The sequence below is a fragment of the Paenibacillus hodogayensis genome (assembly GCF_039536325.1).
GTDB lineage: Bacteria > Bacillota > Bacilli > Paenibacillales > NBRC-103111 > Paenibacillus_AB > Paenibacillus_AB hodogayensis.
This window is the reverse complement of the sequence record NZ_BAAAYO010000001.1, coordinates 1-14,603: the sequence shown is the minus strand read 5'-3', so window position 1 is coordinate 14,603 and position 14,603 is coordinate 1. Positions and strand designations below refer to the sequence as shown.

Sequence of the window (14,603 nt, the reverse complement as noted above, 5' to 3'; positions counted from 1 at the left end):
CCCCCCTATCCTCAGAACAAGCCCCAGCATCCGCTCTGATCGTCGATCGCCCGCAGCTTGACGGAGCGCGCGTATTCGGTCGGGGTCATGTTCGTCAGCTTCTTGAATTGTCTGGAAAAATAATGGATGCTGCTGTAGCCGAGCAATTCGGCGATTTCCGTATAATTGAGCATTTCCTCTCGAATGAGCAGCTTGGCTCGTTCGATTTTCATATGGTTAAATGCTTCCATAACGCCCAGGCCCGTCTGCTGGCGGATGGCCGCCTTCAACTGCGTGCGGCTGACCTGGAAGCGACGGCATAGCTCGTCCACGGTCAAATCCTCGGCGATGTTCGCTTTCAAATACTCGATTGCTTCCGTGGCGATGCCCGTCGCAATATTCTCCTTGACCGCCGAGGCCGGTTTTTCCGCGGGCTTCTCGGCAGCGGTCGTTATGGCTTTGCGCCGGATCAGGTGAATCAGCAGGTTTTCCAGATGGTTGCGGATCAACTGCTCGCTGCCGAAGGGCGCATCCTCCCGGCGGTGCAGGCTGCGCATTTTCGGCGAGTCGATGGGCGGATCGAACGCCTCGAAGCCGGCCTTCACCAGACTGGCGAAAACGGCGCGCTCCTTCTCGTCCAGACGGAATACCCGATGAACGCCGAAATAGTCCATCGCCGGCGAATCGCATTCAAAGGTAAGAATAATGACGTTGGGCGACGATTTCTGCGCTGCGCCCCCGCGGTGAAACTCGTTCGGCCCGTAGAAGACCAGGTCGCCCTGCTCCAAATGGAAAGGATCGCCGTCCACCGTCACGTCCCATTCGCCTTTGTCCACATAGACGATTTCCCAGAAGTCGTGCCGTTCCCCGTCGAAGAAGTAGTCCTTCGGCATTTCCCTGTAAAAAAACGTAACCATTCTCCGAATCGCCAGCTCTTCACGCAGTTCGAATTTCTCGTAGCTCACCACGAATCCACTCCTTTGGGACAGGGCGATCCGAAACGATTGCGCATTCCGTTCTCGTCGAACCGCCGTAAGCGATACCACTATCATAGCCCGAACGGTAACGGATCACAACGGCCGAATTTTTGTGGTGAACGGTGCGGTTTCGTGATAAAATGTTTAAAACAAACAAATTTATGTTAGTTAACAACAAATATTCATTTCATCTTCACAACTTCCTGATTATAATGGAGATGGAAGAAAGCTGCTTGACAAGGATCGCACCGGGTTTAGATCGCAACAGCCACTTTCGAGGAGGAGTTTATATGGGAGCATTGCGTTTTGCCGTGGTAGGCACGGGATGGGTAGCAGGGGAATATTTGAAAGCGATTTCGGCCAGGACGGACGCTGAGGTTGTCGCCATCGTGAGCAAGCATACGGAGAATGCGAAGGCCAGGCTGGCCGAGCTCGGCATCGAAGCACGCATCTCCCCGAGCTATGAGGAGACGGTTCAGGCGCCGGATGTGGACGCCATCGTATTGTGCTCGACGCCGGACTTGCGGCCCGAGCAGACGGTGCTGGCGGCGCAAAACGGCAAGCATCTTGTCATCGAGAAGCCGCTGTCCATGGACCGCGCCGGCTTATGGGCGATGGCCGACGCGCTGGAGAAGAATCCGGTGCGAACCGTGGCCAGCTTCGTCCTTCGCTGGAATCCGTCCTTTTCCAATACGAAAGCACTTATCGACGATGACGCGATCGGGCGCGTCTACATGGCACAGATCGATTACTGGCATCACGTCGGTCCGCAATACGGACAGTACCGCTGGAGCAGGACCAAGGCGCTGGGCGGCAGCAGCATGCTGTCCGCAGGCTGCCATGCGGTGGACGCGGTCCGGTTTTTTGCCGGGGACATTACCGAGGTCAGCGCATACAGCTGTCGGACGTGGGCGGATTCGGAATACGAGTTCGATCCGAACGCGGTCGCTATCTTCAAGCTGAAGAACGGGGGCATCGGCAAAGTATCGTCATCGCTCGAATGCAAGACGCCGTACAAGTTCAATATCCATCTGCTCGGCGAGAAGGGCGCGATCATGAACAACCAATTGTTCAGCCATAAGTTGCCGGGACAGAAAGATTATGCTACAATTCCTACCATTCTGCCGGATAGCGGCGACGTATCCCACCATCCGTTCGTCGAGGAGATCAACGACTTTATCGCCTCGGTGCGGAACAATACGCCGACCCGCTGCGAGTTCTCTGACGCGTACAAGTCGATGGAAGTCAGCTTTGCGATCGACGAGTCTATCGCAACCGGCAAAAGCGTCAAGCTTCCGCTTGACCGATAAGATAAAAACGGGCAAAAACGTCAAGCTTCGGCTTGACCGAGGCAAAGACAATCCGGGAGGATGAAACAGGGACATGACGGTAAAAATCGGACTGATAGGCGCTGGCGGAATCGCCCAAAGCCACATTAATGCTCTTAAAAAGGTGGAGCAAGCGAAAATCGTAACCGTGTTCGACTTGAATACGGAGGGCGCCCAAAAGACGGCAGCCGCACTGGGAGCACGCGTAACGGAAAGCGCCGACGCGCTGCTGAATCCGGAAGAAATCGATGCGGTCTTCATCTGCGTGCCGCAGTTCGCACGTGGCGACCTTGAGGAAATCGCGGCCAAGCGGGGCATCCACGTATTTGTCGAGAAGCCGCTCGGGCTGGAGCTGGAATCGGTAGGGCGCAAGGAACAGGCAATCCGCGAAGGAGGCATACTGACTTCGGTCGGCTACGTGCTGCGTTACTATGACACGGTGCAGCAGGCGAAGCAATATTTGCAGGACAAGACGGTGCATCTGATTCAGGCGTTCCGCATCGGCGGCTCGCATCCGGCGCCTTGGTGGAAGCAGCAGCATATGTCCAACGGCAACCTGGGCGACGCGGTGACGCATCAGGTCGATATGATCCGCTACCTCGTCGGAGAGTACAAGGAAGTGACGGCCCAATTCGGCCGCAATACGATCAAGACGCAAAATCCGGAAGCGACGATCCCCGACGCCGGCGCTGTGACGTTCTCGATGGAATCGGGCGCGGTCGGCACGATTACGGAATCGTGCATCTCGACTTACCACAGCGGCTCGGAAATCAAGATTATCGGCCCGAACTTTTTCCTTCAATTGACCGGCAACGGCAAAACGCTGACGATTATCGACGATCAGCAGAATATCACGATAACGTCCAAGCAGGACCCCGTATACGAGCAGGACAAAGCGTTCGTCGAGGCGGTAGCGGCAGGCTCGGGCGAGGCGATCTTGTGCGGCTATGCCGACGGCATGCGGACGCTGGCTTTTACGCTGGCGGCGTACAAGGCGGCCGAAGAGCGCGATACGGTTACCATATAAAAAGCGGAGCTTGGATGTGTTCGCGCCAAGATCAAACAAGGAGTCGGGCTGTATGTCCGGCTTCTTTCGCATGCGCGGATAAAGAACGGTTTCAATCGTTTTTTCCGTGGCTTCGTGGCTTGGCGCGTTGTACAATGAAAAGGTTTTCAAATTCGGAGCGCGACGCGTTCCGGAACCGGACGGAGAACCGTTAAAGAAAGGATGAATGCGTATCACCGAAATGATACGAAGTTTTCGTGAGGCTGCCGCCGTCCTGTATCGTGCGGAACGGAAGCCGGTTCTCGTGCTGGCGCTGGCGCTGCTGCTTGCCGTACCTGTTCTGCCTGCGGAGCTGTGGCTCGTGAAAATGCTCGTCGACCGCATCCAGCGGTGGAGCCCGGGTGAACCGATCACCCCGATCATCGCTGCCGCCGCATCGTTTGCCTTCTTGCTCGTCGTCGGCAATATTGCGCTCGGCGTGCCGATCCCGATGGCACAGACGCGTTTGAACGAGCTAGGTACGCTGGAAGGTCAGCGGCTTCTCCTCCGCAAGACCTCCCGTCTCCCGCTTGCCGCAGCCGAATCCCCGGCCATCAAAGACCGACGCGAACGGGCGATGCAGGCATCGGTATACGACACGTTCAATACCGGCGTAGAAATGGTGCAAACGGGGTTACGCGCCATTATGCTATTCGGCCTTCTACTTGCATACGGCCAGTGGCTTGCGTCAGCGACCGTCATCATGTCCGCCTTGCTGCTCGCTGTCGTATCCGGCCGCTCGGCAGACCGCGTGGAGGCAGTTGGTCAAGCCCAAGCGGCGGAACGCAGACTGCTTGCGTACTACGCCTCCTTGATGACCGGACGCGAGGCAGCCAAAGAAATCCGCTTGTTCGGACTGGGCGGCTTGCTGGCAGACAGGTGGCGGGTTCTGTACGATGCCCAGGCCGCGCAAACCGCGAAGGCGATCCGCTCGTCCGAGCTGCGCAGTATCGGACCGGAATTGCTTGCGGCTCTGGTCGGCGGTCTACTGGCAGCTTTCCTCGTGCTGCTGCCCGTCTCGCGCGGCTTATCCGCCGGAGATTTTTCCATCCTGTTCATGGCGGTTACGATGCTTGTATCGCTGCTGCCTAGGCTGAACGCCAGTCTGATTGCGCTGCGCCGGCTAGGACGGCGCTGGCAAGATTTTCGCGCTTACCTCGAACTGGACGAGGACGGCCGCTTCGGGACAGATGAGAGGCGGACGGAGGCGACGCAGACGTGGGGGGCGGGCGGCGAGCGGCATACGGCTTGCGGGGCGGATGGCATCGTCCGGAGTGCCGGAGCAACAAGCGATCCGCACACCGTTTCCGTAGGAAAGGAACTTGCGGCTGCCGCAGCAGACGGAATCGGCGGCTTGCAGCTCGAGGTGCGCGGGCTGCGTTACCGTTACGCCGAAGCGGGCAGCGAGACGATTCGCGGTATCGATCTGACGATACCGCCCGGCTGTCGGGTGGCGCTGGTTGGCGAGAACGGCTCGGGCAAGTCGACGCTCGTCAAGCTGCTGGCCGGCCTGTACGCGCCGTCGTCGGGCGAGATCGTCTGGCGACGCAAGGAGGCGCGCAGCCGCAAGGTGTCGCGGGAAGTTGAGGAGCAGTATGGAGGCAGCGGAGAGGCGTTGCGGGAAGGCGGGCGACTGTATGACGGCAGCGCAGACAATTGTCTCCCCGGAACCGATGCGGACGCGGAGGACGGGGGCGTTGTTCCCGCCGAAGGCAGTCTCGCGGCCGTATTCCAGGACTTCGCCAAGCTGCACCTGACGCTGCGGGAGCTTGTTGCGCTCGGCCGGCTGTCGGCCATCGACGACGATCCGGTCCTGCTGGCCGCCCTAAACGCTGCGGGAAGCAGGCAGCGCGAGCTCGATCGGCAAATCGGCGCGCCGTTCGGGGGGCTCGAGCCGTCAGGAGGAGAATGGCAGAAGATCGTCACCGCGCGGGCGCTGCTGCGTCAAGCGGATTTTGTATTTTTCGACGAACCGACGGCGGCGCTCGATCCACAGGCCGAAAGAGATGCATTCGAGCTGTTTATGCGCGTGACCGAAGGGCGGTCTGCGCTGCTCGTGACGCACCGGCTCGGGGCGGCGAAGCTCGCCGACACCATCTTCGTGCTGAAGGAAGGCCGGCTTGTCGAGCAGGGGAGCCACGACGAATTGATGAGCCAGGGCGGCGAATACGACCGATTGTTCCGGATGCAGGCTTCCTGGTATGAATGAAAGGAGCGGTTGTTTGAACGTAAACTCGTATGCGGCGATCAGGCGCGGCGTCGTGCCGCTGCTGGTCCGTATAGGGCGCGAGATGACCGTGCTGGCGGCCGTCTGGCTGGCGCTGCCGCTGCTGCTCGGGGCGCTGGTCGTGCCGTCGTATGCCGCGCAGAAGCGGCTGATCGACTTATTTCTCGGTGGAATCGGCGGGAATTGGCGGGATCTGCTCGTGACTGCGCTGCCGCCGCTCATTTTGTTCACGGTCGCGGAGCTGCTGCGCGTCGTGGTGACGTCCTGCCAGCGAGCCGCGGATGTCTCCTACCGCAGCCGGGCCGTACGGCTGATCCGGTTGGAGGTGTTTCAACGGGCGGTCGGCGTTCCGCTGGAGCGGATGGACGATTCCGGCTACTACGACCGGCTGCGGCGAGCGGAAAGCGTCGCCGGAGAGGAACTGCTCGGCGTACTTCAGAACGTCTTTTCGCTGCTGCGGCTGGTCTGCGAGTTGTGCGGACTGCTGGCCGTTACCGCTATGGCCGGCCCTTACGCGGCGCTCGCCCTTACCGCCGTATTTATTGTATCGTTCTGGATTCGGCTGGAGTCTGACGTCGTGAAGAGACGTTTGAACCGGGACTTGACGGCGTCGGGGAGGCACGCCGACGATTTGCGCGAGGCGATCGCTAAGCCGGAGACGATTCGCGATATGCGGATCGGCGGGTCGATGAAGTATTTGATCGACCGCTGGGCCGGCCTGCTGGATCATTCGCTGGTGCAGCGCGGCAATGCGAATCGGAGGGAGATCCGGCGCGGGATCGTCGTCTCGACCGTGCAGATCGCCGGACTGTTTGGCACTATACTGCTGCTGATCCTCCAATTAAAGTCCGGCGGCATGACGGCGGGAATGCTCGTGATCGTGCTTCAAGCCATGCGTCAGACCTATCATCTATCCGGGACAGCGGCGTTTCCGGTCGGTAAAATCTACATACAAAGCGCCAAAATCGCCGATCTTGCGGCATTTCTCGGCGAGCCGGCGCACTTGGAAGGGAACGAGGGGCGTCGCCTCGGGGGAACGGAGTGCGGCGGGACTAAAGCGCTGGACGTCCCGGATGGGGAAGCGGAGTATGGCGGGCCCAAAACGCTTAGCGTCCCGTATTGGGGAGCGGAATACGGCGGGCCCAAAGCACTGGGCGTCCAATATGGGCAGGCGGAGTATGGCGGGACCCAAACGCTTAGCGTCCCATATGGGGCCGAGGCCAGGTCTTCGTTCGCCGGCGTCCGGGTCGAGTTGGAGGACGTTTCCTATCGGTACGCCGGCGCAGACGAGCTCACGCTGCACGGCGTCAGCTTGACCGTCAAGCTAGGCGAGACGGTGGCGCTCGTCGGGGAGAACGGGGCGGGGAAAAGCACGCTCGCCAAGCTGCTGCTCGGATTATACCAGCCGACAGGAGGACGCATGACGTGGGACGGCGAGGACTGCGGGACGATCGACCGCACGCGGTTCCGCCGGTCGACCTCAGCGGTATTCCAGGACTTCGTGCGGTTCGAAACGACACTGCGCGATAACGTCGCCTTTGGAGTTCCGGGGGAGACGCTTCGAGATGAAGCGGTCTGCCGTGCGCTGCAGACTGCCGGTGCCGAAGAGTTGGAGCGGGAGCTGCTTGACGCAGGCGGGCTGGATGGCCGGGTCGGGCTCGTGGCGGCCGGCGGACGCGGCTGGAGCGGCGGGCAATGGCAGCGGTTGGCGCTGGCCCGCGCGGCGGTACGCGAAGCGCGGCTGCTCGTGCTCGACGAGCCGACGGCCGCGCTCGACCCGCAGCACGAATCGGAGCTCTATCATTCGTTCCGCCGTCTGGCTTCCGGCCGGACCGTGCTTTTCGTTTCCCACCGGCTCGGCTGGGCCCGCTTTGCCGATCGGATCGTCGTGCTGCGGGACGGCCGGATCGTCGAAGAAGGAACTCACGATACCCTGATGCAAGCCGGAGGGGAGTATGCGGCCATGTTTCGAACGCAAGCCGAATGGTATCGCGGCTGATTTCCGGCGGGACTATTTTCGCCTTTGGCCCTTCGGCCAGTTCCTGCTACAATAGAAAGCATGGATAGGGGAGCCGCCGGCCGGGTGCGGTTCCCGCAGAAGGGATGGGGTCCTATTGACGGCTCGTTCTGGGAGGCTGTCGCCGTTGAATGCAGTCGTGCTTACGCAGTTTTTGAGCGCATTCGCGGATAATTTGAATTTTTTCCTGATCGTCGGCATCGTCAAGCGCCAGGGTGTGAGCAATCCCGACGGCACGGTCGCTTTTATCCAAATGGCGTTTTTGTGCGCATACGTCTTTCTCGCCCCAATCGTCGGCGCTTTCGCCGACCGGAACGCGAAGTCGCGCGTTCTGCTGCTGGGCAATATTTTGAAAGCCATCGGCATCGCGCTGCTGCTGTTCGGACTGCCGCCGGTGCTGTGCTACTTGTTCGTCGGCGTGGGAGCGGTCGTATATTCGCCCGGCAAATACGGGATTTTGTCGGAGCTGACCCGCACGGAGGATGAATTGCTGCGAGCCAACGCCAAGGTGGAGGGCTCGACGATTTTGGCCATTCTGCTCGGCACCGTGGCTGGCGGCTTTCTGGCGCAAAATTCCGATCTGCCGGCCATTCTGACGTGTCTCGGCGTTTATCTCGTCTCTCTGTTCATGACATTGCTCGTACCGTCGCGCGCCGGCAATGCCAGCTTGCGCTACGGAAGCGAGGCTCGCGCCTTCTTCCGCGACTGCGGGCGATTGTTTCGCAACCCGCGCAGCCGGTTCTCGTTGATCGGCACCGGCTCGTTCTGGTTGACGGCCTCGGTGCTGCGCATCGCCCTTATTGCCTGGCTGCCGGTCAATCTGGGCATTACCGATACCGATCAGCAGTCGATGATCATCGGCGTAACGGCGCTCGGCGTGGTTGCCAGCTCTTTCGTGACGCCAAGATGGGTGCCTGCGGGGCGGCTGCATCGCGCGTTTTATTTCGGCCTCGCGATGGTGCTTACCGTTATGGTGGCGACGTTGATCCACTCGCTTTGGCTGACGGTGACGCTGCTATTTTTCACCGGCCTGTTCGGCGGCATCTTTGTCATTCCGCTCAACACGATGCTGCAGGAGGAAGGGAAGCGGATGATCGGCTCCGGCAAGACGATCGCCGTCCAGAACTTTGTGGAGAACGCACTGACGGTCACGGGGCTTGCAATCTATATGACGCTGACCGAGCTGCACGTATCGGTTAACGGTTCGGTGATCGGGATCGGGCTTGTTTTGCTGATGTTCATCATGTTTCTGGCCACCCAGCTCGGGAAAATACGCGCGAGCAAAACGGGAGGAGGCGAAGCGACCGATGTCCGATAAAATCGTCCGTAAACATTCGCGGGCCCGCATCGAAGAAATGGTGCGGACGCTGCGCGGCGAGATCGTATCCGGCCATTATGCGCTGGAGCAGTTTTTGCCGTCCGAAAGCGATCTGGAAAAACGGTTCCGCCTCGGTAATGGCTCTGTTCGCAAAGGGCTGGAGGTGCTCGTCGAGGAGGGGCTTATAACGAAAATTCCCAAAGTCGGCAATAAGGTGACCGGCTCCGCAGCCGAAGAATGCGTGACTGTCCGTCTTGGCGTCTATACGACCACGGACAGCGAAACGGAGCTGTCGGCGCTGCTGGAGCTGTTCCACCGCCGCTATCCGGCGATCCGTGTGCAGACGGTGCTCATCCCGACCAGCGAATACGCCAGCTTCGTTCGCGAGCAGATGGACGCGGGCATGCTCGACGCGGCGACGATCAACTACAATACGTTCCGAGGCCTGTCCGCCGAGCTGAAGGAAAGGCTGCTGGAGCCGCTGGAGCCGTCGGAGGACTGCTACCCGTTCGCATCCGGGCCGTTCGTCCATAACGACAGCCTGCTCGTGCGCCCGCTCATGTTCTCGCCGCTTGTGCTGTGCTATAACAAGGACCATCTGCAGGAGCTCGGCTTGCCCGAGCCTGCGGCGGGCTGGTCGTGGGACAAGCTGCTGGAGGTGGCTTCGAAGCTGGCGGTGGAGAACAGCCGGTTCGGCTTCTGCTTTCATCTGCTGTCGCGTAACCGCTGGCCCGTCTTCCTGCTGCAGAGCGGAATCCGGTTCCTTCCGGACGGAGACGGGGTGTACAGGCTTCCCGAAGACCGTCTGATCGAATGCCTGGACGTATGCCGCACGCTGATCAACCGGCCGGACGTATTTCCGACGATGCTGTCAGGCCGCGACGGAACGACGGTGGAATGGTTTCTCGACGGCAAAGTATCGATGATTATGACGACCTATTTCGCCCTGAACCGGCTGAAGCACGCGGACTTCACCTATGATCTCGCACCGCTGCCTACCGTCAAGGAGGACCGCACGCTGCTGACGATGATCGGGGCGGTCGTAAGCCGACAGTCCGAGGTGAAGGAGTCAGCCCGGCTGCTGGTCGATTTCCTCGGCTCGCGGGAAGCCCAGTCGCTCATCCGGCGCCATACGCTCAGCATCCCGGCGAACCGGGCCGCCGCCGAAGCGCCGTGGGAGGGTGAAGAGACGTTTCGGCGTCCGTCGCGGTTCGACGTCTATCGCGAGTTGATTCCGTCCTACCGGCTGCTGGAGCATTTGCCGGCCAGCAACCGCGACTTGCAGGCCATGCAAAAAGAAGTGGAGCTGTACTGGACGGGCTTACAGGACGGGGAGACGACGTGCAGGCGGATCGAGCAGGCGCTTCAAGAAGCGAATGCCAAGCCCAATTGATGGAAGAAAGAGATGGAGCACAGCACATTACGCATAACGGCACTGAAGAAACGGTTCCGGAGGCTGCTGGCGCAAAAGTTGCGGCCGCCTTGCTGCCGTCATGCAGCGGCAGCACCGTGTACCGTGGACTGCGCGCGGTGCGAAACGGATAGGAAGAACGAAAGAACGAAGGATGGAACAGCGGGAAAGATGAGCGTCAGAGCCGGTTTGGGACATACGGTCCCGAGCCGGCTTTTTTTCCATGGACGCCATTCCAGTGCCGATAGAGCCCCCTCTCATTGGAAATAAAGACATTTTATAGACTGGATGCTGGTCCGATTGCGTATTGACTGAGTTTGAAAAAAGCATTATGTTCAATTTGGGGTCAGTATAGGGTTAGATACATCGGGAGAAGGAGCTGGAGTTAGAAGATGGGTGTTCAAATAGCGGTTTTGCCGAAGCCGAGTACGCAGAAGCGGATTTTCGGGCCTGCGCATTGGGAGCAGTTGGAAGCGATCGGCACGGTCGTGCGCAATACCGTGGAAGGGCCGCTGCAGCCGGAGGTCGTCATACCGGTTATACGCGGGGCGGATGTCGTCGTTACGTCCTGGGGTTGCGCCGCTTTGACCGCCGAGCTGCTGGAGGCCGCTCCGAATTTGCGCGGCGTGATTCATGCGGCCGGCACGGTAAAAGGAATTGTTACGCCAGACGTATGGGAGCGCGGCATCCGCGTTTCCAGCGGGAACGGGCCGCTCGGTATAGGCGTGGCGGAGACGGCGCTCGGCATGACGATCGCCTCGCTCAAAAACATGTGGCGCCTGACGCAGACGACCCGCGACGGGGAATGGGGAGCAGGGCGTAACGCCGTTCGCGAGCTGTACGGCATTACGGTCGGGGTTGTCGGGGCCGGCAAGGCCGGCAGCCATTATATTCGTCTGCTGCGTCAGTTTCAGGTGGACCTGCTCGTCTTCGACCCGGTGCTGACGGCCGAAGAAGCGGCTGCTCTGGGCGCGCGAAAAGCTTCGCTCGAAGAACTGCTCGCCGCAAGCGACGTGGTATCGATCCACGCGCCTTCGCTGCCGGCTACCCATAAGATGTTTAATCGGGAACGGCTCGCACTGATGAAAGACGACGCCATTCTGATCAACACGGCGCGGGGCGCGCTTATCGACGAGGCGGCTTTGGTCGACGAGTTGAAACGGGGGCGGCTGTTCGCCTGTCTGGACGTCACCGATCCGGAGCCGCCCGCACCGGATCACCCGCTGCGCAGCTTGCCCAACTGCGTCCTTACCCCGCATATTGCCGGGGCGGTCAGCAATGGCATCAAGCGCATCGGACAGTTTACGATCGACGAAATCAAGCGTTTGCTGGCCGATCAACCGTTCGAGGGCGAGGTCAAGCGAGAGCAGCTGAGCGTACTCGCGTAACGATCGCAATGAGATTTTATTATGGAGCAACCGCGGGTTAGCGGACAGGTTGTGGAGTAAGCGGCGCTTTTTCCGTGCCCGGGTCGCGGTCAGCCCATTGCTTCAGAGTCACGTAATCGGTTTTGCCGCTGCCCAGCACGGGCAGCTTTTCTACATAATAAAGCTGCGAGGGGACAAGCAGGGGCGAGACGCCGAACGAGCGGACGCTATCTTTTAACTGGACGGCGGTCAGTTCGGGTGACGTGTGGAAAAGCACAATCCGTTCCCCTTTGCGGGCATCGGGCACATTGACCGCGGCGGCCAGCATGCCGGGAATGCAGCGCTCGACCGTTTCCTCGACGGCATTCAGCGATACCATCTCCCCGGCAATTTTGGCAAAACGCTTGCGGCGCGACAGCACCGTGACGAAGCCGTCCGCATCAATGCTGACGATATCCCCGCAATCGTACCAGTCGGGACAAGGAACGAAGCCTTGACCGTGCAGCAAATACCCCTTCATAACATTCGGCCCGCGGACGTACAGACTGCCGCCGTCAATCCCGGGAATTTGCTCCAGTACGCATTCAATGCCGGGCAGTAGTCTGCCGACGGTTCCCTTTTTGTACGCCAGAGGCGTGTTAAGCGCGAGCACGGGAGCCGTCTCGGTCGTGCCATAGCCTTCCAGAATGCGAATGCCGAATTTGTCGTGCCACAGCTGGCGCACGTCTTCCTTCAACTTCTCTGCACCGGCGACCGCATAACGCAGCGAGTAAAAATCGTAAGCATGGGCTACCCGGCCGTAAGCGGCAAGAAACGTCGAGGTGCCGAACAGAATGGTCGCATTTCTCGCGTAGACCAGCTCTGGTATCGCTTTGTAATGAAGCGGGGAAGGGTACAAATACAGCTTCATCCCGCTCAGCAGCGGCAGCAGAGTCCCGGCGGTCAGGCCGAACGAGTGAAACATCGGCATGGCGTTGAATACTTTGTCGTGCGGCGTAAAGTCGATAACCGTCCGCGCCTGTTGAATATTGGCCATCACGTTGCGGTGGCTTAGCACGACGCCCTTCGGTTTGCTTTCGCTGCCGGAGGTAAACAGGATTACTTCGTCCGCACCGGGCAAAGGCGCGCGACCGATGCGGCAGTCGAGCAGCCCGCGCAGCTTGTCGGACAGGCTGACAGAAGCTTTCACGTCCTCCAGATAGAGCACCGTACAACGTTCCGCGATCCGCTCCACGAGCTTGTGCAGCTTCGCTTTCTCCACGAATTGATGCGACGTGACGACAGTTTGGACCGAGGCGGTCTCGCAGGCATCGATCTGCTGCTGTTCTCCGCTAGAAAAGTTCAGGATCGCCGGCGTTTTGCCAATACGGATCAGGGCGAACAGGGCGATCACATGAGCGACCGAGTTCGGCATAAGCAGCGCGACGTTCGTCTCTTCCCGCAGCGGGTCGGCCAACTTGCGTCCGAGGACGTGAGCGGCCAGCAACAGCTGCTTGCGGGTCGCTTGCTGGCCGATGTCCTCGCAGACGGGGCCGCGGCTATACCGTTTGGCGGCGAGCGTCAATTCCGCGAACAGGTTGACAGATGGTTTTAACCGGCTGGCCAGCAAAGCTTCGCGCAGCAGCTTGCCGATCTGCTCGGCGGCTTGGTCTTTTTGAATTTTGACCGGAAGAGCCGGATCGAAGCTGAGCCGGGACGATTTGCCGATCGCGATATCGACTTGCGGGAAGAAGCGTCTGTCGGGCAGATCGCGCAGGTAGGACAGTGTCGAGCGCTCCAGGCCGTTGATCGCGACCGGATGGATCGGAACCCCGGTTTTCAGCGCAATGTAGCCGACTCCACCATACATCTTCATCAAACCTCCGGTAGTCGTAACCCGCCCTTCGGGGAAGATGACGAGAGGTGCGCCGGAGCGGACGATTTTGATCATATGGCGAACGGAATACGGGTTCAAGGGATCGACCGTAACCATGTTGCAGAACCGTAAGAACAAGCCGTAACGTTTGGCGATATCCGTATTGACGACGAAGACGACTTCGCGGGGCAGCGCCAGCATCAGGAACAAGCCGTCCAGCAGCGAAACGTGATTGGGCAGCAGCAGTGCCGGCTTCGAGACGTCGACGCGCTCCAGACCGCTAATTCGCGTGCGGAACAACCGAAAGATTATCCACCTTAGCACAACCAACATCACCTTCATGGCGTTCATCTCCTTGGGGTGAAAGCAGCGTGACCGGCCTTCTTCTTTTGAGACCAGGTCTTAATTCTTATTGTATGTAAAAAGCCGCGTGCGGCCAGTGCTATCTTTCTCTAGTACCGGAACATACATTTGGGTAAGGATGTTTCTTGACGCAGCGGATCGGCTCCGGATACGGTGTCGGTGGCCATCTGGCGGTATGATAGGCAGGAACGGGGCAGGAGGCAGGCCAGAAGTAACGTTGAAGATGCGGGGTGGAGGTAACTGTGAGGGTGGCAGTAAAGAAGGCAGTAAAGAAGGCAGTAAAGAAGGCAGTAAAGAAGGCAGTAAAGAAGGCAGTGGAGGTGAAGGATGTGCTAGTGAAGATGCGGGGTTGAGTAATTATGAAGGAGGCAGTGAAGGAGTGTGTGGGAGACCAGCTTGCTTTTTTTGCTAGGGTGTCCATGTGTACTCTACATGGAATTTAACCGAGAAATAACGCGGCTCAATCGGAGCAATGCCGAAAACCGGCCCGGATTCGGGAGTCGGGCGGGGGAAGGAGTGCCGGTAGTGCTAAAAAGAGCATTATCCGCGCAGAAAACCAGCACTTTTGACGAGATAGTGCTACTTCGAGCATTAAGGACGCGTCACGAGTCGGAAACCGACCAGATTAGCAGGTTGAGAGTGAGATAGTGCCAGAATGCGGTTAGCATAGAAAGTGGACACCGAATAAGGAACGTTAGATAATTAACGTAACGAAG

9 protein-coding genes are annotated in these 14,603 nt (G+C 59.5%); 7 read left to right on the top strand and 2 right to left on the bottom strand.

What is annotated here, in order from left to right:
• Positions 1-11 precede the first annotated feature (11 nt).
• Positions 12-944 (bottom strand): helix-turn-helix domain-containing protein, encoded by a 933-nt coding sequence (locus ABD796_RS00045; RefSeq protein ID WP_344900918.1) that lies wholly within the window; start codon positions 942-944, stop codon positions 12-14.
• Between the two features lie 302 nt (positions 945-1,246).
• Between ABD796_RS00045 and ABD796_RS00040 the strand changes: the two genes are divergently transcribed.
• The 7 genes from ABD796_RS00040 to ABD796_RS00010 all read left to right on the top strand — a co-directional run bounded on the left by ABD796_RS00040 (position 1,247) and on the right by ABD796_RS00010 (position 11,690).
• A complete protein-coding gene (locus ABD796_RS00040) occupies positions 1,247-2,266 on the top strand; it encodes a Gfo/Idh/MocA family protein (protein WP_344900915.1) in 1,020 nt (339 codons plus the stop codon).
• Between the two features lie 73 nt (positions 2,267-2,339).
• Positions 2,340-3,311: a Gfo/Idh/MocA family protein gene (locus ABD796_RS00035; protein ID WP_344900912.1), complete on the top strand. Its 972-nt coding sequence runs from the start codon at positions 2,340-2,342 to the stop codon at positions 3,309-3,311.
• A 220-nt stretch (positions 3,312-3,531) separates the two neighbouring features.
• Positions 3,532-5,538 (top strand): ATP-binding cassette domain-containing protein, encoded by a 2,007-nt coding sequence (locus ABD796_RS00030; protein WP_344900909.1) that lies wholly within the window; start codon positions 3,532-3,534, stop codon positions 5,536-5,538.
• Between the two features lie 13 nt (positions 5,539-5,551).
• Positions 5,552-7,555 carry an ABC transporter ATP-binding protein gene (locus ABD796_RS00025; RefSeq protein WP_344900906.1) on the top strand — a complete coding sequence of 668 codons (2,004 nt, stop codon included), beginning with the start codon at positions 5,552-5,554 and terminating at the stop codon, positions 7,553-7,555.
• A 145-nt stretch (positions 7,556-7,700) separates the two neighbouring features.
• The gene (lplT, locus tag ABD796_RS00020; RefSeq protein WP_344900903.1) at positions 7,701-8,891 is read left to right on the top strand and encodes a lysophospholipid transporter LplT; all 1,191 of its coding nucleotides are present in this window, start codon (positions 7,701-7,703) and stop codon (positions 8,889-8,891) included.
• Positions 8,881-10,284, top strand: coding sequence for an extracellular solute-binding protein (locus ABD796_RS00015; protein WP_344900900.1), 1,404 nt, complete (start codon positions 8,881-8,883; stop codon positions 10,282-10,284). Before lplT ends, ABD796_RS00015 begins: the two co-directional genes overlap by 11 nt.
• Before the next feature lie 410 nt (positions 10,285-10,694).
• The gene (locus tag ABD796_RS00010) at positions 10,695-11,690 is read left to right on the top strand and encodes a hydroxyacid dehydrogenase (RefSeq protein ID WP_344900897.1); all 996 of its coding nucleotides are present in this window, start codon (positions 10,695-10,697) and stop codon (positions 11,688-11,690) included.
• A gap of 37 nt (positions 11,691-11,727) precedes the next feature.
• Here the strand turns inward: ABD796_RS00010 and ABD796_RS00005 are convergent, their stop codons facing one another.
• Entirely contained in the window at positions 11,728-13,866 is a 2,139-nt protein-coding gene (locus ABD796_RS00005) for an AMP-binding protein (protein WP_344900894.1), read from the bottom strand.
• Between the last annotated feature and the right edge of the window lie 737 nt (positions 13,867-14,603).